The 20,253-nt window shown below is 64.6% G+C and carries 24 protein-coding genes; 13 read left to right on the top strand and 11 right to left on the bottom strand.

The features are described from left to right. Nucleotides 1-116: 116 nt before the first annotated feature. The 7 genes from ruvB to P9236_RS20030 form a co-directional block, all read right to left on the bottom strand. The gene (ruvB, locus tag P9236_RS20060; RefSeq protein WP_278076229.1) at nt 117-1,154 is read right to left on the bottom strand and encodes a Holliday junction branch migration DNA helicase RuvB; all 1,038 of its coding nucleotides are present in this window, start codon (nt 1,152-1,154) and stop codon (nt 117-119) included. A 43-nt stretch (nt 1,155-1,197) separates the two neighbouring features. After that, nucleotides 1,198-1,818, bottom strand: coding sequence for a Holliday junction branch migration protein RuvA (ruvA, locus tag P9236_RS20055; RefSeq protein ID WP_278076228.1), 621 nt, complete (start codon nt 1,816-1,818; stop codon nt 1,198-1,200). Between the two features lie 10 nt (nt 1,819-1,828). Next, complete coding sequence (locus P9236_RS20050; RefSeq protein WP_278076226.1) at nt 1,829-2,248, bottom strand: type II toxin-antitoxin system VapC family toxin; 420 nt, start codon at nt 2,246-2,248, stop codon at nt 1,829-1,831. Then, nucleotides 2,226-2,495: an AbrB/MazE/SpoVT family DNA-binding domain-containing protein gene (locus tag P9236_RS20045; protein WP_278076225.1), complete on the bottom strand. Its 270-nt coding sequence runs from the start codon at nt 2,493-2,495 to the stop codon at nt 2,226-2,228. Before P9236_RS20045 ends, P9236_RS20050 begins: the two co-directional genes overlap by 23 nt. 55 nt (nt 2,496-2,550) lie before the next feature. Further along, on the bottom strand, nt 2,551-3,060 hold the full coding sequence (gene ruvC / locus P9236_RS20040; RefSeq protein WP_278076224.1) for a crossover junction endodeoxyribonuclease RuvC: 510 nt from the start codon (nt 3,058-3,060) through the stop codon (nt 2,551-2,553). A 97-nt stretch (nt 3,061-3,157) separates the two neighbouring features. After that, the gene (locus tag P9236_RS20035; RefSeq protein ID WP_278076223.1) at nt 3,158-3,688 is read right to left on the bottom strand and encodes a DUF1465 family protein; all 531 of its coding nucleotides are present in this window, start codon (nt 3,686-3,688) and stop codon (nt 3,158-3,160) included. A gap of 369 nt (nt 3,689-4,057) precedes the next feature. Further along, nucleotides 4,058-4,435 (bottom strand): hypothetical protein, encoded by a 378-nt coding sequence (locus P9236_RS20030; RefSeq protein ID WP_278076222.1) that lies wholly within the window; start codon nt 4,433-4,435, stop codon nt 4,058-4,060. Nucleotides 4,436-4,689: 254 nt separating this feature from the next. On the opposite strand from P9236_RS20030, the gene P9236_RS20025 reads away from it, so the two are divergent. Beyond that, a complete protein-coding gene (locus P9236_RS20025) occupies nt 4,690-5,241 on the top strand; it encodes a DUF2269 family protein (RefSeq protein WP_347405197.1) in 552 nt (183 codons plus the stop codon). A 41-nt stretch (nt 5,242-5,282) separates the two neighbouring features. Here the strand turns inward: P9236_RS20025 and P9236_RS20020 are convergent, their stop codons facing one another. Beyond that, nucleotides 5,283-6,053, bottom strand: a complete 771-nt coding sequence (locus P9236_RS20020; protein WP_278076220.1) for a sulfite exporter TauE/SafE family protein — start codon at nt 6,051-6,053, stop codon at nt 5,283-5,285. 191 nt (nt 6,054-6,244) lie between these two features. Between P9236_RS20020 and P9236_RS20015 the strand changes: the two genes are divergently transcribed. The 9 genes from P9236_RS20015 to P9236_RS19975 all read left to right on the top strand — a co-directional run bounded on the left by P9236_RS20015 (nt 6,245) and on the right by P9236_RS19975 (nt 14,118). Further along, entirely contained in the window at nt 6,245-6,703 is a 459-nt protein-coding gene (locus P9236_RS20015) for a GNAT family N-acetyltransferase (RefSeq protein WP_278076219.1), read from the top strand. 347 nt (nt 6,704-7,050) lie between these two features. After that, entirely contained in the window at nt 7,051-7,698 is a 648-nt protein-coding gene (locus P9236_RS20010) for a thiamine phosphate synthase (RefSeq protein ID WP_278076218.1), read from the top strand. A 1-nt stretch (nt 7,699) separates the two neighbouring features. Further along, nucleotides 7,700-8,857 (top strand): sel1 repeat family protein, encoded by a 1,158-nt coding sequence (locus tag P9236_RS20005; RefSeq protein ID WP_278076217.1) that lies wholly within the window; start codon nt 7,700-7,702, stop codon nt 8,855-8,857. A gap of 128 nt (nt 8,858-8,985) precedes the next feature. Further along, entirely contained in the window at nt 8,986-9,552 is a 567-nt protein-coding gene (gene efp, locus P9236_RS20000; RefSeq protein ID WP_278076216.1) for an elongation factor P, read from the top strand. A gap of 25 nt (nt 9,553-9,577) precedes the next feature. After that, nucleotides 9,578-10,378 carry an inositol monophosphatase family protein gene (locus P9236_RS19995; RefSeq protein ID WP_278076214.1) on the top strand — a complete coding sequence of 267 codons (801 nt, stop codon included), beginning with the start codon at nt 9,578-9,580 and terminating at the stop codon, nt 10,376-10,378. 163 nt (nt 10,379-10,541) lie between these two features. Next, nucleotides 10,542-11,234 (top strand): hemolysin III family protein, encoded by a 693-nt coding sequence (locus P9236_RS19990; RefSeq protein WP_278076213.1) that lies wholly within the window; start codon nt 10,542-10,544, stop codon nt 11,232-11,234. A 185-nt stretch (nt 11,235-11,419) separates the two neighbouring features. After that, entirely contained in the window at nt 11,420-12,439 is a 1,020-nt protein-coding gene (locus P9236_RS19985; protein ID WP_278076212.1) for a MotA/TolQ/ExbB proton channel family protein, read from the top strand. A gap of 1 nt (nt 12,440) precedes the next feature. Further along, entirely contained in the window at nt 12,441-13,469 is a 1,029-nt protein-coding gene (locus P9236_RS19980; RefSeq protein WP_278076211.1) for a peptidoglycan -binding protein, read from the top strand. Nucleotides 13,470-13,725: 256 nt separating this feature from the next. Beyond that, a complete protein-coding gene (locus tag P9236_RS19975; RefSeq protein ID WP_278076210.1) occupies nt 13,726-14,118 on the top strand; it encodes a hypothetical protein in 393 nt (130 codons plus the stop codon). 229 nt (nt 14,119-14,347) lie between these two features. Here P9236_RS19975 and P9236_RS19970 read toward each other — a convergent pair whose 3' ends face one another. Beyond that, nucleotides 14,348-14,701: a DUF1304 domain-containing protein gene (locus tag P9236_RS19970; protein WP_278076209.1), complete on the bottom strand. Its 354-nt coding sequence runs from the start codon at nt 14,699-14,701 to the stop codon at nt 14,348-14,350. A gap of 146 nt (nt 14,702-14,847) precedes the next feature. Here P9236_RS19970 and P9236_RS19965 point away from each other — a divergent pair, with 146 nt between their 5' ends. Continuing rightward, nucleotides 14,848-16,332 carry a carboxypeptidase M32 gene (locus tag P9236_RS19965; RefSeq protein ID WP_278076208.1) on the top strand — a complete coding sequence of 495 codons (1,485 nt, stop codon included), beginning with the start codon at nt 14,848-14,850 and terminating at the stop codon, nt 16,330-16,332. A gap of 36 nt (nt 16,333-16,368) precedes the next feature. On the opposite strand, the gene P9236_RS19960 is transcribed toward P9236_RS19965, so the two are convergent. After that, a complete protein-coding gene (locus P9236_RS19960) occupies nt 16,369-18,171 on the bottom strand; it encodes an ABC transporter transmembrane domain-containing protein (RefSeq protein WP_278076206.1) in 1,803 nt (600 codons plus the stop codon). A 206-nt stretch (nt 18,172-18,377) separates the two neighbouring features. On the opposite strand from P9236_RS19960, the gene rpmE reads away from it, so the two are divergent. Continuing rightward, nucleotides 18,378-18,599, top strand: coding sequence for a 50S ribosomal protein L31 (rpmE, locus tag P9236_RS19955; RefSeq protein ID WP_040974396.1), 222 nt, complete (start codon nt 18,378-18,380; stop codon nt 18,597-18,599). Between the two features lie 182 nt (nt 18,600-18,781). Here rpmE and P9236_RS19950 read toward each other — a convergent pair whose 3' ends face one another. Beyond that, nucleotides 18,782-19,423, bottom strand: coding sequence for a TetR/AcrR family transcriptional regulator (locus P9236_RS19950; protein WP_278076205.1), 642 nt, complete (start codon nt 19,421-19,423; stop codon nt 18,782-18,784). 124 nt (nt 19,424-19,547) lie between these two features. Here P9236_RS19950 and P9236_RS19945 point away from each other — a divergent pair, with 124 nt between their 5' ends. After that, nucleotides 19,548-20,024, top strand: coding sequence for a DUF1772 domain-containing protein (locus tag P9236_RS19945; protein ID WP_278076204.1), 477 nt, complete (start codon nt 19,548-19,550; stop codon nt 20,022-20,024). Nucleotides 20,025-20,253: the final 229 nt, after the last annotated feature.

Here is a 20,253-nt window from a genome sequence, read left to right as displayed (position 1 = left end):
CCCGTTCCGTTGAACAGGAGTGGCGTTAGAGCCGGCGATTGCGCCTTCAGCTTGGCCGAAGCGAGCAGTTTTCGCGCAGACAAGCCCGCACAAACGCCCGGCCAAACAAATCTCCGTTACTCTTCCTGGAACAGGCTGATCTGCTGCTGCGCGAGGTCCTTGGGTGCTTCGAGGCCGAGATGCCGCCAGGCATTGGCGGTCAGCACGCGGCCGCGCGGCGTTCGCTGGATGAAGCCCTGCTGGATGAGATAGGGCTCGATGATGTCCTCGATGGCGTCGCGCGGCTCGGAGAGCCCGGCGGCGATCGTCTCGATCCCGACCGGCCCGCCGCCGAAGTTGCGGGCGATCATCGAAAGATACCGGCGATCGAGCGCGTCGAGCCCGAGCCCGTCGACTTCGAGCCTGGTCAGTGCCTCGTCGGCGATGCGTTTGTCGACATGGCCGTTTCCGGCGACGGAGGCGAAATCGCGCACCCGGCGCAGGAGCCGTCCGGCAATGCGCGGCGTGCCGCGGGCGCGGCGCGCGATCTCCAGCGCGCCATCGTCGCCGAGCGGCATCGAGAGAATGCGGGCACCGCGACGCACGATCTGCTCGAGTTCCTCGACCGTGTAGAAATTGAGCCTGACCGGGATGCCGAAACGATCGCGCAGCGGGTTGGTCAAAAGCCCGAGCCGGGTTGTGGCGGCGACCAGCGTGAAGCGGGCGAGGTCGATCTTGACCGAGCGCGCGGCAGGCCCTTCGCCGATGATCAGGTCGAGCTGGAAATCCTCCATCGCCGGATAGAGGATTTCCTCCACTGCCGGGTTGAGCCGATGGATCTCGTCGATGAAGAGCACGTCGCGCTCCTCGAGATTGGTGAGCAGCGCCGCGAGATCCCCGGCCTTGGCAATGACCGGACCCGAGGTCGAGCGGAAATTGACGCCGAGCTCGCGCGCCATGATCTGCGCCAGCGTCGTCTTGCCGAGGCCGGGCGGGCCGACGAATAGTACATGGTCGAGCGCCTCGCCCCGGCTCTTGGCGGCATCGACGAAGACTTTGAGGTTGGCGCGCACCGCCGCCTGGCCGACGAATTCGTCCAGCGACTGCGGCCGCAGGGTCTGGTCGGCATCCTCGCCGCGCTTGTCCGGGGCAATGAGGCGGGGCGAGAGGCTCATGCCGCCTTCCTTGCATATGGCCGCAGGCGGGACAAGCACTCCCTCACCGCGCCAGCTCCTTCAATCCGAAGCGGATGAGCTTCGAGGCGTCCGCCCCCTCGCCGGCAGACTTCAGCGCCGCCGAAACCGCATTGGCGGCGATGTCGCGCGAATAGCCGAGATTGACCAGCGCCGAGACGGCATCCGTGATCGGCGCCGCCGCGACACCTTCGCCGAGCTCCTGCTTGAGGCCGATCGTGCCGGTCGCGGCGCCGGCATAGGCCGGGGCCTTGGTGCGCAATTCGGTGACGATGCGCTCGGCGACCTTCTTGCCGACTCCGGGCGCACGGGAGACCATGGCGATGTCGCGCAGCGCGATCGCGTTGGCGAGGTCGGCCGGCGCCAGCGTCGACAGCACCGCAAGCGCCACCTTGGCGCCGACGCCCTGCACATTGTTCATCAGGAGGCGGAACCATTCGCGCTCCAGCGCGGTCTGGAAGCCATAGAGCCGGATCATGTCCTCGCGCACATAGGTCTCGATGAACAGCACCACCGCCTCGCCGGGCGACGGTAGCGATGCCAGCGTGCGCGCCGAGCAATGGGCGACATAGCCAACGCCATGAACGTCGACGAGGCAGGAGTCCTCGTCGATCTCATCGAGCGTGCCTTTCAGCTTGCCGATCATGTCCTGGCTTTCATGGGTGCGTTTCCGGAGAGATGATTTCGAGATCAGGAAAATAGCTGCGGTAACGAGCGGGGTCGCGTGTCAAAAGACGGTGCCCGGCAACAGCCGCATGAGCGCCAATGAAAAAGTCGGGCAGCGTCCGTTCCCGAACACCGCCTGCTCGGCGGTAACGGAAATGCGCGACACCGGCCGCAAAAGCCGCTTCCCACGATACAGGCTCGCGGTCGATCTCAAGCATGTCGGTCGCTCTTTTAAGCTGCGCCTCCGTCGTGATCAGCGGGGCAAGCTCGGACCAGACGATCGTGTTGACCACCAATGCTCCCACGCGCCGACAGGAGGCGATGGCCTTGGCCGACCATTCCGTCGAGGGTCCGCCTGGCCCCCAGACATCGATCAGCACATTGGTGTCAACCAACGTCGAGATTTTCACGCGGACCCCTCAACCATTCCATGTATTCGTCGGTCGTCATACCGCCCAGATCCAGGGTCCCTTCCATTCTATCGAGAACCTCCCTGAATTTGCGGGAGGCTTCCTCCTCGGACAGGTTTTCATTGACGGCGACGAGCCAGGCCCCGTCGTCCGTGGCGACGAATTCCACTTCGGAGCCAGGGCCAATACCCAGGTGATCCCTGATCTGCTTCGGAATTGTGACTTGTCCCTTGGTGGTCACGCGCATGGTAATACCTCTCAGGTATTACTTACTACGCCGACGAGAACAAGTCAAGAACACGCTATCCGGCAATCGCCATCCGATAGGCGACGCTCTGGCGGTGGTGAGCATGGCATATGGCGATGGCCAAAGCATCGGCGGCGTCGTCGGTTTCGAACACAGCCTTGGGCATCAGCACCTTGACCATCATGTGGATCTGCTTCTTTTCGCCGTGGCCGACGCCGATCACCGCCTTCTTCACCGCATTGGGAGCATATTCGGCGACCACCAGCCCGGCGCGCGCCGGCACCAGCATGGCGATGCCGCGCGCCTGGCCGAGCTTCAGCGTCGCCGTCGCATCCTTGTTGACGAAAGTCTGCTCGACCGCGGCCTCGTGCGGCATGGCCTGATGCAGCACCTCGGCCAGCCCGTCATGCAACTGGCAGAGCCTTGTCGCGAGCGGCGCCTTGTCGTCGGAGCGCACGGTGCCGGATGCGACGAAGCGCAAGCAATTGCCGAGGCTTTCGACGATGCCCCAGCCGGTGCGCCTCAGTCCCGGATCGATGCCGATGATGCGAATCGCTTCCCCCATGCGCCAAGTCTAACCTCGGCGTAGGGCGATGCCAGCGAATTGTGAACAAACCAGAAACAGCCTGTGCAGGGACAGGTCGAACTATCAAAGCGGCCTGTCAGCCGCGGGCGAAGGCCGTGTTGAGCAGACTGATCTGATCGGAGACGGGGTTGGCGCGGCGGCCCGCGGCCGGCGTGTCGTTCATGGCGCCGCCGTAGATCTCCTCGTCCATGCGCTTTACCAGCGCCTGCAGACGAAGCGATCGGCTCACCAGGTCCAAGAATTCCTTGGGCAGCTCGTTCCAGCCCAGCGCCTCGTCATGCGCCGAAGCGGTGTCGAGCCGCACCTTGGATTTCTCCGAGGCGACCTGGTCGCGGGTCATCTCGCCCGAATTCGCCGCCCGCTGCAGAAGCAGCCAGGATGCGACCTGCATCAGCCTTGTGGTGAGACGCATCGATTCGGCCGCGTAGAGCGTTGCCGCCGTGCGCGACAGCTTCTTGGCTTCGAGCCTGCCCTTGCCGTCGAGATATTCGGCCGCCTGTTCGACCAGGCCCATGCCCTCCTGGTAAAGCGGCTTGAAAGATTGGGAGAAAACCCGGCGTTCCGCGAGCTTTATGGTTTTCGCGCTGCCCTTCGAAGGCTCGGTCATCGATACGCCCCTGCACTGCCGCAAGCCGATTCGGCATCCTTGCCGATACGTCCTGCACCCTTAAACGACTGAGGCTTGAAAATGCGCTTCGATGCCCGTGAAGGCAAGCGCATGTTTAACAAACGGTTAACGCCGGACCACGCCCCGCCGGCCACCGGCGGACAAAAAAAGAGCCGCGGATAAGGCGGCTCTCAGGAGTTTAACAGGGAGGCGTCAAACAAAGTGGCTCCAACCACTCGGTAAGAATCCAGAAAAACTGGATGGTCTCAGTAAACGCCTGTAAAGCTTAATGAAGCCTTAACGCCGGACGGATTTTTTGACCGAACGGACGCTCCTGTGCCGGAACGGGACGTCCCGGGGCCAGGCTCCTCAGCTTCTCCAGATCGCGGGCAACGCTATGAAGGCGAACAGCAGCATGCCGGCGTAGAACGCGAGCGAGGATATGCCGAGCAACGGTTCGATCGCCGGATTGCCGGCAAGCAGGGTGTAAAGGCCGACGAGCAGGCCGATGCCGCTGATCGCGGTCAGCCAGAAATGGATCGCCGCGAGCCTCTTATGCGCGACGGCCGGGAACAGGTGATAGAAGAACGCGAACACTGCCGACATGAGCCAGCCGGCCACCATCGTGTGAGCATGGGTCGGCATCTGGCCATGGTCCTGGCTGATCGCCATGTGGATGCCAAGCGCCATTCCGCAAAGCGAATAGATGATGGCGAGCGTAAAGAAGTTTCGGGCTACCCCTTGCATTGATCCTCTCCAATGGCTGTTGCGGTGCTGAACCGAATCGATCGTCAGACGATTCCGCGCCGGTCCCGGCGTCGATGCCCTGGCGATGTTTCCGGATGATGTCGCGGCCAACCGCTCCAAGTTCCAGATGATACAGATGTCCGTTTTTCGCGACATCGTTCCGAAACACTCCCCGCGCAAAACCCGCGCTCCTCTGGACGGCCGGCGCAAAACCGATGCCGTCGCAAATCAAGAAAGACATCCAGGAGCACATCATGGACTGGTACTCGATCGTCAAATTCCTCCACGTCGTCTCGGCCATTTTGTGGGTCGGCGGCGGCTTCGTTCTGTTCCTGCTCGGCATGCTTGCCGAGCGTGCCGGCAACACCGAGGACAAGCTGCAGGCGATGCGGGCCAGCGGTGAACTCGGCGGCCGCTTCTTCGCGCCGATGTCGATGCTCACTTTGATCTTCGGCCTCGTCATGTGCGGCTTCTGGGTCGGCTTTTCCGATCTGTGGATCATCATCGGCCTTGCCGGCTACGCCACGACCTTTTCGATCGGCATGCTGATCTTCAAGCCGACCGGCGAGCGGATGGGCGCCATGGTCGCCAAGGAAGGCGTGACGCCGGCGGTTCTCGCCATCGGCCAGCGCATGATGAACTGGGCGCGTTTCGATTATGCGGTGATGCTGGTGATCATCGCCGACATGGTGCTGAAGCCTACGCTGCACGACATCGGCATCCTCGCCGGCATGGCGGTGGTGGTAGCGGCCGGCGCAGCGCTCGCCCTTGGCGGCAGCCGCCAATTGGTGCCGAGCGCGGCCTGACATAGCTATGGCGGAGCGGCTGATCAGCCGCCCCGTCCATCTCACATCAGGCCGGCGATACCGTCCCAGAGCAGCTTGACCGCCACCACGGCCACCGTCGCATAGGTGAACGGATAAAACACCTCAGGGCGCATGCGGCGCACCAGCCATGCACCGGCGATGGTGGCGAGCGGCGCCAGCGGCATCAGCACAAAAGAGGCGATGAGGTTGGTGCTGTCGAACTGGCCGAGCGCGAAATAAGGGATGAGCTTCAGTGCGTTGGTGGCGGCGAAGAAGATCGCCGCCGTCCCCGACAGCACCTTCGGATCGAGCCGAATCGGCAGCGCATAGACCTGGAAGGGCGGGCCGCCGACATGAGCGACGAAGCTGGTGAAGCCGGCGACGGTGCCCCAGAAGGCCGCGGCGATCCGGTTCGGCTCGGCCGCGTGATCGGCGCCGTGGCGGAACTGCAGATAGAGCCAGCGCAGGACGAAGATCAGCGCGACCGCGCCGACGATCAGCCGCACCATCTCCTCGGTGACCAGGGCCGCCGTCAGCCAGCCGACGCCGATGCCGATGACGGCGCCCGGCATCATGTCGACCAGCATCTTGCGGTCGTAAACGCCCCACCATGTCCATACCGAGACGACGTCCATCAGGCAAAGGATCGGCAATAGGATGGCCGCGGCCTGCACCGGCGGCATGGTCAGCGCCATCAAAGGCACGCCGACGAAACCCACGGCGCCGCCGAAGCCGCCCTTCGACAGGCCGACGAGGATGACCGCCGGAATGGCGGCGGCATAGAACCAGGGATCGCTGAGCAGGCCTGACATGGGATGACCGGAGACGAGGGCGGCTGGAAGATGGCGAGAGACCGCAATAGACCACAATGCGGGAGATCGCGATAGCCGATGCGCCCCGCGGCAGCCGATCAGCACGATCACCTGTCCGTAACCCGGTCCTTCCAGTTTGCGGGAAGCTCGAAGCCATGCATAAGGTCGCCGGTCCAGCACGAGGTTTGACGATGAGCGAAGTCCGGATCCGCCGCGCACAGCAAGCCGACCTCCCGGCGATCGTCGCCTTGCTTGCCGATGACATGCTTGGCCGCGCTCGGGAGGACACCGGCATGCCCTTGGCGCAAGCCTATCAGGATGCCTTCGCGGCGGTCGACAGCGACCCGAACCAGCTGCTCGCGGTGATGACGGACGGCGCCGATGTCGTCGGCACGCTGCAGATCAGCTTTCTCGCAGGGCTGTCGTCGCAGGGCGCCTGGCGCGGCCAGATCGAGGCGGTGCGCGTCTCGGCGAACCGACGCGGCGAAAGGCTCGGGCAGCGCCTGCTGGAATGGGCGATCCAGAAATGTCGCGAACGCGGCTGCAGGGTCGTCCAGCTGACGACCAACAAGAGCCGGCTCGACGCTCATCGCTTCTACGAACGGCTCGGCTTCAAGGCGAGCCACATCGGCTACAAGCTGGACCTCTAATCCGCCGCAAAGCCTGTCATCGCCGCGCCTGAACAGGCGGCGCGGAGAATCGCGTGATGCTGATATCCGGATTAGCCAGCACCATTGTCGCTTGCTCCTGCTGCTTGCGTCGACGACGCACACATCGGCGAAGAGCCGTCGCAGGGTGATTTCGCGGCCGAGAAACTCGGCTACATCTGAAATCGTGGCAGCCTACGTGAGTCCCCGAAGACTGGCGCAAGCCGCCGCCGCGCCGATGCATTTCGGCGGCTATATTCGCCCGCCTCCTGTTCAAGCCGGACGCATTGCTTTATGCCGCAATGCAACCATCTTCGCCCGGCATAGGCGAAAACCGGGATCGAAGACCAATGAACGATTTAACGCCGCCCAACCGCTGCCGTATCGTGCTCATCGCGCCGCCGCTCGCGACGGCCGAGCACATCTGCGCGGCCTTCGACGGCGGCGATATCGCCTCGCTGATCCTGCCCGACAACGGCATGGACGATGCCACCTTCCAGGCCCTCGCCGAGAAGATCGTGCCGGTCGCCCAAGCCGCCGGCATTGCGGTTGTCATCGCCGGCGACAGCCGCATCGCCGGCCGCGTTCACGCAGATGGCATCCATGTCGAGACAAACCGCCGGGAGCTCGCCGAGACGATCGAGCGCTTGGCGGACAAGATGATGGTTGGCGCCGGCGGCGCCAAGACCCGCGACGAGGCGCTGGAGCTCGGCGAGGAGCGGCCCGACTACATGTTTTTCGGCCGCTTCGGTTACGACAACAAGCCGGAGCCGCATCCGCGCAATCTTTCGCTCGGCGAATGGTGGGCGCAGATGATCCAGATCCCCTGCATCGTGATGGCAGGGTCCAAGCTCGCCTCGGTGGAAACGGTAGCGGCCACCGGGGCCGAGTTCGTGGCGCTCTCCAGCGCCGTCTTTGCCGACGGGCTCGATCCGCGCGCGGCGGTCGCCGCCGCCAACGCGCTGCTCGACGAAACCGCGCCGCGCTTCGAGGATTGACGTGCGCTGGTCTCGGCTTCCCTTCGCGGCTTTGGCTGCCGCCGCGCTGACGGTCCAGGCGGCCGCGGCGGCAGGCGCCGAGACCGTGCCGGTGCCGCAGCCCAGACCGGACACGAGCACGCCGCAGACAAGCAAACCGGACACGGGCACGCCGAATACAAGCGCTCCCAGTGCAGGCGTTCCCAATGCAGACGCCCCTAACATAGGCGTGCCCAACACAAGCGCACCGAATACGGCCCATACCGGCAAGCCGATCGAAACGCCACTGCCGCAGCCGGCGACGCTTCAACCGCCGTCGGCCGACAGCGTCAATCCCGATCGCTTCGGCGCAAAGCCGCCGGATGCCGCCTACGGCGCCTTCCAGCGCGGGCTGTACAAGACCGCCTACAACCTCGCCATGGTCCGGGCCAAGAACGGCGACCCCGCGGCCCAGACGCTGGTCGCCGAAATCCTGTCGCGCGGGCTGGGCGTGCCGCTCAACGCCGCCGAGGCCGCGAAATGGTATGGGCTTGCCGCCGAGCAGGGCGTGCCGGAGGCGCAGTTCCAGTATGCGCTGATGCTTCTCGACGGCCGCTATGTGAAGAAGGACGTCAAGGAAGCCTATGCGCTGATGCAGGCTGCCGCCGAGGCAGGCAACCGCCTGGCGCAGTTCAACTTCGCGCAATTGCTCATCCAGCAGGACCCGGGCGATGCCGGCATCGCCAAGGCCGCCGTCTATTATGAGCGCGCCGCAAGCACCGGCCTTGCCGACGCCGAATATGCGATGGCGCAAATCTACGCCAACGGTGCCGGCGGCAAACCGCGCGACGACGCGAAGGCACGCATCCTTTTGGCTCAGGCCGCCCGGCAGAACTACGACACCGCGCAACTCGATCTCGCCGCCTGGATGATCCAGGGGCGCGGCGGCGAGCGCGACCTGAAGTCGGGCTTTGCCTGGATGAAGCGCGCGGCCGAGGGCGGCAACGTCGCCGCCCAGAACCGCCTCGCCAAGCTCTACATGGGCGGCATCGGTACCGACCCGGACCTGATCCTGGCCGGCGCCTGGTATATCGTCGCCCGCCGCGCCGGGCTGATCGACCCTGAGATGGACGATTTCCTGCAAGGCCTCGACGACGATCAGACCAAGCAGGCGCTGCAGAAGGCAAATCGGCTCCCCTGAGGCCTTTATCGCCGCAGCCGGCTCCGTACCCCGCTTTCCGCTCTCCCTTGCCTCTCCGGACGATTTGTGGTCTTGGAGGCGCCAAAGCGCGCTCCGCGCGAAAAAATCTCATTCCGGATCAGTTCATCATGGCCAAGATCAGTGGCAGCGAAATCCGTCCCGGCTATGTCATCGAGCATGATGGCGGCCTGTGGGTCGCGGTCAAGACCAACACCGTCAAGCCGGGCAAGGGCGGCGCCTACAACCAGGTCGAGCTGAAGAACCTGATCAACGGCACCAAGCTCAACGAGCGCTTCCGCTCGGCCGAGACCGTCGAGCAGATCCGGCTCGATCTGAAGGATTTCTCCTTCCTCTACGAGCAGGGCGACGCGCTGGTGTTCATGGATACCGAGAGCTACGAGCAGCTCGAACTGGCGAAGGATTTCGTCGGCGAGCGTGCCGCCTTCCTGCAGGACGGAATGATGGTGACGGTGCAGCTCTATGAGGAACGGCCGATCGGCATCTCGCTACCCGACCAGGTGACGCTGACCATCACCGAAGCCGACCCGGTGGTGAAGGGCCAGACGGCTGCCTCCTCCTACAAGCCGGCGGTGCTGGAAAACGGCGTCCGCGTGCTGGTGCCGCCTTTCATCTCGGCCGGCGAGCGCATCATCGTCGACACCAACGAAATCACTTACGTGCGCCGCGCGGAGTAAAACGGTCAATACAGGAAGATAAAGAATGGCGCGTTCCGCTCTCCTCAATGTCATGGTCCAGGCCGCGATGAAGGCCGGCCGGTCCCTGTCGCGCGATTTCGGCGAGGTGCAGAACCTGCAGGTCTCGATGAAGGGACCCGGCGATTATGTCAGCCAGGCCGACCGCAAGGCGGAAGAGATCGTCTTTGCCGAGCTGTCCAAGGCGAGGCCGGGCTATGCCTTCCTGATGGAGGAGCGCGGCGCCATCGAGGGCGAGGACGGCCAGCATCGCTGGATCGTCGACCCGCTCGACGGCACCACCAATTTCCTGCACGGCATCCCGCTTTTCTCGGTGTCGATCGCGCTGGAGCGCCAGGGCCAGATCGTCGCCGGCGTCGTCTACAACCCGGCGATGGACGAGCTCTATACCGCCGAGCGCGGCGGCGGCGCCTTCATGAACGACCGCCGGCTGCGCGTCGCCGGGCGTGCCAAGCTCACCGATGCCGTGATCGGCTGCGGCGTGCCGCATCTCGGGCGCGGCCAGCACGGCAATTTCCTGATTGAGCTGCGCAACGTCATGGCCGAAGTCTCCGGCGTCCGCCGGCTCGGCTCAGCCGCGCTCGACCTCGCCTATGTCGCGGCCGGCCGCATGGACGGCTTCTGGGAGACCGGCCTCTCGTCCTGGGACATCGCCGCCGGCATGCTGCTGGTGCGCGAGGCAGGCGGGTTCGTCTCCGACATGGACGGCGGACAGGACATGCTCGACACCGGCGGAATCGTCGCCGGCAACGAGCTCATCCAGCGCACTCTGCTCAAGACGGTGAAGAAGCCGCTCCCAGCGCGTTGATGGGTGGCGAAAGGCGCTGCGGGGCGAAGCGCCTACGTTCGAAATCAGGTGTACAGCGTCCTTTGCGCGTCGAAACGACGCGCGGCGCAGTAGTCGCAAAACCGCCACCGAACCTTGAAATACTGATCCGCGATCGCCCAGATGAGGGGCTCCGGGATCATTCATGAACGACGCGCGGCCACAAACCCAGATCGAAATCCCCTTCGTGGGCCGCTGGCACTACTCGCGCGCCGAGATGATCGCCGACGGCATCGTCCATGCCGTCGGCATCGTGCTGGCGATCGCTGCCGGCTCGGCCTTCCTGGCTTTAGCCGCCTTTCACTCCGGTCCTGGGGAATATGTCGCCGCGATCTTCTATGTGGTGTCCCTGCTTACCGTGCTTTCGGTGTCGCTGGCCTACAATCTGTGGCCGATATCGTGGCCGGCGAAATGGATATTGCGCCGCTTCGATCACGCCGCGATCTATCTCTTGATCGCCGCCACCTACACGCCTTTCCTCGCCCAGCTCAAAGCCACGTCGCTCGCCCTGCCGATGATTGTCGTTGTCTGGGCCGCGGCGGCGATGGGCATCGCCATCAAGATGTTCCTGCCGGGCCGCTACGACCGGCTGGCGATCGTCTTCTATCTCGCCATCGGCTGGAGCGGCGTCGTGCTCGCCAGGCCGCTGGTCGCGACGCTGCCGACGGCCTCCATCGTGTTGCTGGTTGCCGGCGGCATCGTCTATTCCCTGGGCGTCATCTTCTTCGCCTGGAAAGGCCTGCGCTTCCACAATGCCGTCTGGCACGGCTTCGTCGTCACCGGCGCCGGGCTGCACCTGGCCGCCATGGTCGACTGCCTGGTCATCAGCCGGTTCTGAGAACAAGAGCAATTCCAGGAAAAGTGTGAAGCGGTTAGGTCCGGCGCCTTCGCCGTGGCCTTCCGTCCGGAATTGCGCCAAAACGAGGCGGCGGCGGCGATATTGCCAAGCGCCATTCAATTTGGTCACAATTCCGTTTAGAGTCGCGACAAATTTGCGGCGGTGGCATCGGAAACGGGGCACGGATGGCTTTTCTCAGATCCTTCGGCAGGCGCTCGGATGTCCTGGTCTACGATCCGCACAAGCTATCGAGCCCGCAGGTCTTCCTGCTCACCATGGTGATCTTCCTGATCATCGTCGCCTTCATCGCCGCCATCCTCACCCGCCAGATCTCGACCGCCTTCTCCAGCAATCCCGGCCTCAACGGCCTGATCATCGGCGTGCTTGCCGTCGGCATTCTGCTTGCCTTCGTCCAGGTCGGTCGGCTGTTCCGTGAAGTGCGCTGGGTCAATTCCTTCCGCGCTGGCTCCGAGACCACCGAGCCGGTGCTTTTGGCGCCGATGAAAGCGATGATCGGCCGCTCGTCGACGATCGCCTTCTCGACGAGCTCGATGCGCACCATGCTCGATTCCATCGCCACCCGCCTCGACGAAAGCCGCGACACATCGCGCTATCTCGTCGGCCTGTTGGTGTTCCTCGGCCTGCTCGGCACCTTCTGGGGCCTGCTCAACACAATTGCCTCGATCCGCGAAACCATCGAGGCGCTCGACCCCGGCAGCGGCGACGCCGCTGCCGTGCTCGATGCGCTGAAGCAGGGCTTGTCGGCGCCGCTTGCGGGCATGGGCACGGCCTTCTCGTCCTCGCTGTTCGGCCTCTCCGGCTCGCTGGTGCTCGGCTTCCTCGACCTGCAGGCCGGCCGCGCCCAGACCCGCTTCTACACCGAGCTCGAGAACTGGCTCTCGTCGGTCACCGACCTGTCGTCCGACATCGTCGTCTCCGATCAGGCCCGCGCCGAGCCGTCGGAAGAAATCAGGCTGCTGTCGGAAAGGCTGCGCAGCCTGCAGGAGAATGGCGGCGGTTCCAACCCGCGCGTCGCCACCGCGATGGCCAACCTCGCCGACGGCATTTCCGGCCTGGTCAAGAACATGCGCTCCGAGCAGCAGATCATGCGCGACTGGGTCGAGGCGCAGTCCGACGAGCAGAAGGCCATGCGCAACACGCTGGAAAAGATCGCCGACGCGCTGAAGAAGCAAGGGGTCCACTGACGTGGCGCTGGCAAGACGGCGCGCCGATCGCCGCATCGACTATTGGCCGGGTTTCGTCGACGCTCTGTCGACGCTGCTGCTGGCGATCATGTTCCTGCTCACGGTGTTCGTGCTGGCGCAGTTCCTGCTCAGTCGCGAGATTTCCGGCAAGGACACGGTGCTCAACCGCCTCAACTCGCAGATTAACGAGCTGACGCAGTTGCTCGCGCTGGAGCGCTCGAACAGCCAGGACAAGGAAGACACGCTCGCCAACCTGCAGGCCTCGCTGTCGGCGGCGGAAGCGGAAAAGAGCCGGCTTCAGCAATTGCTGGACCAAGGCGCCGGCGCCGGTGACGCCGCCAACAAGCGCGCGGAAGCATTGTCCGGCGAGCTCAGCAACCAGCGCCAGATCAGCCAGCAGGCGCTGAGCCAGGTCGAGATCCTCAACCAGCAGATCGCAGCGCTGCGCAAGCAGATCGCAGCGCTCGAGGACGCGCTCAACGTCTCCGAGCAGCGCGACCGCGAGTCCAACACCAAGATCGCCGATCTCGGCCGCCGCCTGAACGTGGCGCTTGCGCAGCGCGTCCAAGAGCTCAATCGCTACCGCTCCGATTTCTTCGGCCGGCTGCGCGAGATCCTCGCCGACCGCGAGAACATCCGCATCGTCGGCGACCGCTTCGTCTTCCAGTCGGAGGTGCTGTTTCCCACCGGCTCCGACGTGATCAACGATGCCGGCAAGGTCGAGATGAAGAAGCTCGCAGACGCAATCATCGAACTGCAGAAGGAAATCCCGCCCGAGATCAGCTGGGTGCTGCGCGTCGACGGCCATACCGACAACAAGCCGCTGTCCGGCACCGGCCGCTATCACGATAACTGGGAGCTCTCGACGGCGCGCGCGACCTCGGTGGTGAAGTTCCTGATCGAGAACGGCGTTCCGGCCAACCGGCTGGTCGCCGCCGGCTTCGGCGAATTCCAGCCGCTCGATCCCTCCGATACGGACGAGGCACGCAGCAAGAACCGCCGTATCGAGCTGAAGCTCACCGAACGCTGAAGCGCTCGCTCGCAATCCGTCCGCGCCGGACGTTGCGCCTGAATGCGACTTTTTAGGGTAAGGTGCAGGCATGACAAGCCCGCAAAAGATTACCGTTTTTTAATTCCACTTTGCCAGGTGCCGCTCCTAGGTATGCTATGGGGCCGGGGACCGCCGGCGGTGCCTCCCACATCGCGACGCGACGGAACCGGACGGCCCGGGCCGGAAGGCAGGTCGTTCCGGCGCTGCCTTCCCCAAGCTAGAGGGAGACGCAGCCATGCGCTCTTTCAAGATACCCAGGACCGCGGCGCTCGCCGCACTTCTCGTCGCTGTTCCGTTTGCCGGCGCTTATGCCGCATCGGCCGGCTTCTACACCCCCCGCACGGCGGGCCTCATCGACCAGGCGCAGAGCGTGGATCAAGGCATCACGGCGGCGAGGCAGATGGACAAGATCAAGCCGGCAGAGGCGCGCAGCCTTCACATGCGTGCCGCTCACATCAGCCGCGTCGCCCAAAGAGAGGCTGCCGCGGGACATGGCGCGATACCGGCCACGCAGTACCAGCAACTGGCGGCGCAACTCGATGACGTGAGCCAGAGCCTGCGCAACGCCACCGGCAGCAGCCCGCTTATTGGCGACGGCGCGGACGGCGGCTACTATCCGAACGGGTGAATTCCATCCATTTGCGGTGAGTTCCGGCTCAAGGCCCCGGGCGTCTTTCGGCGCCCGGGGCGCCGACGGCGGCCACCATCTGAACGGCTGAGCAATTCCGGAAAAATTGCAAAGCGGTTTTACGTCCGGAATTGCGCCAGAACACGGGGCAAGCATTCGAGGAAGGGACCATCTGGCGCCCGAGGGACCTGGCCCCGAGGGCGCTTTTTTGGCTCACGTCCTTTGTTGATCAGAGGCCTAGCCAAAGCGCCATGATGGCAAGCACCGCCGGCACCGTCTGGATGAGCAGGATCTTCCGGCCGACGGTCGCCGCGCCGTAAAGGCCGGCTATGGCGACGCAAAGCAGGAAGAAGATCTTGATCGGAAACCCGGCGACGCCGAGATAGAGGCCCCAGATCAGGCCGGCCGCGAGAAAACCGTTATAGAGGCCCTGGTTGGCGGCAAGCACCTTGGACGCGCTGGCGAATTCAGGCGTCAGCTTGAAAGTCTTGTGGCCGCGCGGCGTATCCCACAGCACCATCTCCAGATAGACGATATAGCAGTGGATCAGCGCTACCAGCCCGGTCAGTATATTGCCGGCCATTGTCCCCTCCAGTCGTTTATTCCCGGCATTGATCACGCAGCGCCGTCCCAAGACAAGACCGGCGGCTCAGCCGCCGGCCGACCAGGGTTGCCAAGCTCGACGCGTTGGTATCTTTTCGCGCCAGCCAATCTGAGCCGGAATCCATCATGTCCTTCCAAAAACTCGATCAACTCGGCCACAAGCTCGAAGCGCTGGAGCATGCGCTGGCCATCCTCGGCGCCGACGAGGCGACCCACATGGCGGTCGGCGGCGGTGAGAAGCGCGCCGAGGCCATGTCGGCGCTTGCCGGCATGCTGCATGCCCAGGCGACCGCGCCGGAGATCGGCGACTGGATCGCCGCCGCCGAAGCCGAGCCGCTGAACGACGAGCAGCACGCGGCGGTGCGGGAGCTGCGCCGGCAATACACCAATCTCACCTGCCTGCCGGTCGAATTCGTCGAGCGCCAGACGACGGCGCGCATGCGCTCCGAGCAGCTCTGGCGCGACCTGCGCGCCAAGAACGACTGGGCAGGCTTCCTGCCGGCGCTGGAAGGGGTGGTGGCGCTGGTGCGGGAAGAGGCGGCGCTACGCGCCGACGCGCTCGGCCTCGCCCCCTATGATGCGCTGATGGAGCAGTACGACCCCGGCAATCGCGCCGCCGACATCACGCCGGTGTTTGCCGAGCTGAAGGCCTTCCTGCGGGACTTCCTGCCGCATGCGCTGGCCGTGCAGGACGCGCGGCTGGCGAAGCATCCGCTAAAACCGCTCTCCGGCAGCTACGCCGTCGAGCGGCAGCGCGAGCTCGGCCTTGCTATGATGGCGGCGGTCGGCTTCGACCTCACCCACGGCTCGCTGTCGGTGTCGCACCATCCCTTCTGTGGCGGCGTGCCGACCGATGTGCGCATCACCACCCGCTACAAGACCTCGGATTTCCTGTCGGCGCTGATGGGTGTGCTGCACGAGACCGGCCACGCCCTCTATGAGCAGAACCTGCCGAAGACCTGGTCGCACTGGCCGCTCGGCAAGGCGCGCGGCATGGCCGTGCACGAGAGCCAGAGCCTGTTCGTCGAGAAGCAGATCGGCCGCAATCCCGCCTTCTGGCGCTGGGCCTTGCCGGTGGTCGAAAAGCATCTCGGCGAAGCCTGGTCGCTCGACGACATCCTGCCGCATGTCCACCATGTCGAACGCGGCCTGATACGCGTCGACGCCGACGAGGTCACCTATCCGCTGCATGTCATCCTGCGCTACGAGCTCGAGCAGGAGCTTGTTTCCGGCCGGCTGGAAGCCGCCGACCTGCCCGAGGCATGGGACGCCAAGATGCGCGACTATCTCGGACTGTCGACCATCGATAACCCGGCCGACGGACCGATGCAGGACGTCCACTGGCCTGGTGCAGCCTTCGGCTATTTCCCATCCTACACGCTTGGCGCCATGATGGCGGCGCAGCAATGGGCGGCTCTGACCAGGGAGCGCCCGTCCGCGGACCAGGATCTCGCCAAAGGCGACTTCAGCGCGATCAACGAGTGGCGGCGGGACAGGATCTGGTCGCAGGGCTCGCGCTGGTCGACGCCGGAACTGCTCGAGCGCGCCACCGGCGAGAGGCTCAACGCCGCCTACTTCAGCGAGCATCTGCGCAGGCGCTACGGCGACTGACGCGCACCGGCTTGCAAGCGGCGACTTTGGGCGTGGCTACTCCGCCGCGCCCCTGAAAGCGCTGGCTCCGGTCTCGAACTGCAGCTTGGCGAGCCGCGCATAGGTGCCGCCCTTGGCGACGAGGCTTTGGTGCGTGCCTTCCTCGACGATGCGTCCGCCTTCCATGACGAGGATCCGATCGGCCTTGAGCACCGTCGCCAGCCGGTGGGCGATGACGATGGTGGTGCGGCCGCGCATCAGCCGCTCGAGCGCCGTCTGCACCAGCGTCTCGCTTTCGGCGTCGAGCGCCGAGGTCGCCTCGTCGAGCAGGAGGATCGGCGCGTCGCGCAGGATGGCGCGGGCGATCGCGATGCGCTGGCGCTGGCCGCCCGACAAGGTCACGCCGCGCTCGCCGACCTGGCTGTCATAGCCCCTTTCGAGCTTGCCGATGAATTCGTCGGCAAGGGCGGCTTTTGCAGCCGCCTCGATCTCGGCGACGCTGGCGCCCGGCCGGCCGAAGCCGATATTGTCGCCCGCACTTGCCGCGAAGATGGTGACGTCCTGCGGCACGATGGCGATCCGCTCGCGGATTGCTGCCGGATCGGCCTCGCGCACGTCGACGCCGTCGATGACGATGCGGCCGCTTTCGGGATCGTAGAAGCGCAGGATCAGCGAGAAGACGGTGCTTTTTCCCGCGCCCGACGGTCCGACGATCGCAACCGTTTCGCCCGGCTTCACCTGGAAGCTCAGGCCATGCACCGCTGCCCGGTCCGGCCGCGCCGGATAGGAGAAGAAGACGTCGTCGAAGCTGATCGCGCCCTTGGCCTTGGCAGGCAGCGGCTGCGGATCGACGGGCGGCAGGATCGCAGGTTTCTCGGCGAGGATCTCCGTCAGCCGCTCGGCGGCGCCCGCCGCCTGCGACAACTCGCTCCACACTTCCGACAGCGCGCCGAGCGCGCCGGCGGCGAACACCGAATAGAGCAGGAACTGGCCGAGCGTGCCGGCCGACATCGTGCCGGCAAGCACGTCGCGCGAGCCGAACCAGAGCACCGCCACCACCGAGGAAAAGATCATGAAGATGGCGAAGAAGGTTAGGAAGGAGCGCGCGAAGACCGAGGTGCGCGCCGCCTCGAAGGCAGCCTCCACGGCGGCCGAGAAGCGTCCGGTGACCAGCTTCTCGTTGGTGAAGGCCTGCAGCGTGCGCACGGCGCCGATCTGCTCGCTGGCATAGGCGGTGGCTTCGGCCAGCGTATCCTGCGCCAGCCGCGACTTGCGCCGCACCGAACGGCCGAAGGCGACCAGCGGCAGCACGATCAGCGGAATGGCGGCGATGACGAGGCCGGAGAGTTTTGGGCTGGTGAACACCATCATCGCCACGGCGCCGAGGCCAAGGATGAGGTTGCGCAGCGCCACGGAAGCCGTGGCGCCGACCGCCGACTTTACTTGTGTCGTGTCGGCGGCAAGCCGCGACACGATCTCGCCCGACTGGGCGCGATCGAAAAAGGCCGGCGAAAGCGTGGTCACATGGGAAAAGACGTCGCGGCGGATGTCGGCGACGACGCGCTCGCCGAGCGTGATGACGAAATAGTAGCGACTGGCCGAGGCTGCCGCGAGCAGCGCCGCCATAAGAACCAGCGCCGCGAAATACTCGGCGATGAAGGTGGAGCCGGCCGCCTGGAAGCCGTGATCGATCATGCGCCGCACGGCCATCGGCAGCGCCAGCGTCGTCGCTGCCGCTACGATCAGCGAGATGATGGCGCCGATCGCCAGTTTCCTGTAGCGGGCGACATAGGGAAAAAGGCTTCTGAGCGGCCGGATCGAGCGCCTGCGCTCGTCTCCACTGACACCGATATCCGCCATGAGCGTTTCCTCTGGCCACTTGCCGGCCATCGCTTCAATATATGCGCTTGCCGCGGCCTTGTGATTCAATTCCGGCTGATGTATAGGCTCGCCGACCGTTTTAGAAGCCGTGGCTTTTCATTAGCTGCGGCTTCGAGTTTTGAAAGGGGGCGCATCGACGCAGGCCATAGGCCCGTCACCAGCGCCGGCAGCCAGGAAACACGACAATGAAGGCCGATATCCATCCCGACTACCACACCATAAAGGTCGTCATGACCGATGGCACCGAATACCTGACCCGTTCGACCTGGGGCAAGGAAGGTGACACGATGAACCTCGACATCGACCCGACCACGCATCCGGCTTGGACCGGCGGCCAGCAGACCCTGCTCGACCGCGGCGGCCGCCTGTCCAAGTTCAAGAAGCGCTTCGAAGGTTTCGGCCTCTAAGCTCATCTCCGCTTTGTCGCAGATCAAAAACCCGCCTTCGCGGCGGGTTTTTTGTTGCATTCGCCTGCCCTACCTTCCCCTTGTGGAGAGGTAGGACCGAAGGTCCGGGTGGGGGTCTGGCGCCCGCCCCCTCCCCGCTGTTTCACAGCGACTCTCCCCACGAGGGGGAGAGTGGGAAGATCCTATTCAGCCAACAGTTCCCTCAGCGCCATGCGCTTGTAGGCCGCAACCAGCCTGTCGCCTTCTTCCCGATCGACGGAGATCGCCAGCCGCATGGCGGTTTCGCCCATTTGCCAGACGAGGAAGGCGGTCGTCTCCAGCTCGACCGGATCGGCATTGGGCCTGAGCCGCTTCAGCACCGCCACCAAAAATTCGGCATTGGCGCGGCTGTCGGCGAGCTCGAGCTCGCGCAGCGCCTTGTCGGCCTGCGTGCCCGACCAGATGTCGCGCATCACCGGCTCGGCCAGGAACAGGCGGTAGTAAATGTCGACCAGTTTCGAAAACGCTTGGCTGAGCCCTTCGGCGTCGCCGACATCCTTCAGCGCCGCCGCGATGCAGGCCTGGCTTTCGGCGGTGTAGCGCTCGGCAAGCGCCCAGACGATCGCCCGCTTGTCCGGAAAGAACTGGTAGAGCGAGCCGATCGACACTCCCGCCCTTTCCGCCACCTCACCCATGCGCATGGCGTCGCTGCCCTGCTCGGCGATCAGCGCCGAGGCGGCGGCAAGCATGCGCTCGACCCGCTCGCGACTGCGCTGCTGGCTCGGCGACCGGCGCGGCGAAGCGATGGCACCCTGGTCGGTCTTCGCGGCGACTTTGTCATCCATGACTCACTCCGGACGGTTTTTCGAAACTGGCTTGACGCGCAAGATATGAGGGTTTATCACATTTTGCAAATGTGAGAATTACTCATGTTTTATCGCAACCCTCGACAAATCTGGAGCAACCGACATGATGAAATTTCTTCCCACCCTCACCTTCATTGCCGCGATCGGATCCGGCGTTGTTGGCGGCGTCTTCTTCGCATTCTCGAATTTCGTCATGGCGGCGCTTGCCCGGCTGCCAGTCCCAAGCGGCATCGCCGCGATGAATTCGATCAACGTCACGGTGATCACGCCGACCTTCATGACGGCACTGTTCGGCACCGGCTTCATCTGCCTGGTGTTGATTGCCGCCGTGTTCTTGGGCTGGAGCCAGTCCGGCTCGTACTGGCTGCTTGCCGGCGCCGTGATCTATCTCGTCGGCAACCCGATCGTGACCATGGTCTTCAACGTGCCGCTCAACGATGCGCTCGCTGCCGTCGATCCGGAAAACGCCAACGGCGCCGCCGTGTGGGCGAACCATCTGAGCCAATGGGTGATGTGGAACCATGTCCGCACGGTCACCGCGATCGTGGCGATGGCTTGCTTCATTTTGGCAATGCTTTGAACGTAGCCCCCAAATGCAAAAACCCCGCCTCAGGCGGGGTCAGACTGTTGACGAACCCCGTCGATTTTCGGCGGGGTTTTGTTTTGGGGGTTGATTGAGCTTGGCAAATCGGTGTCGGGATTAGATGTCAGGAGGCTGCCGAGGCAGATAGCGCCTCATGCGAGGGCTGGTTTGGGCTTCGGCCAGAGGCTGATAGCGATCTTTTTCATGTTCTGGGCGGCGGCTGCGA

Origin of the sequence: Mesorhizobium sp. WSM4884 (genome assembly GCF_029625675.1) — a bacterium.
In the GTDB taxonomy this organism is placed as follows: Bacteria; Pseudomonadota; Alphaproteobacteria; order Rhizobiales; family Rhizobiaceae; genus Mesorhizobium.
Note: the sequence above shows the minus strand (reverse complement) of the source record. Positions and strands in the feature narration are given on the sequence as shown.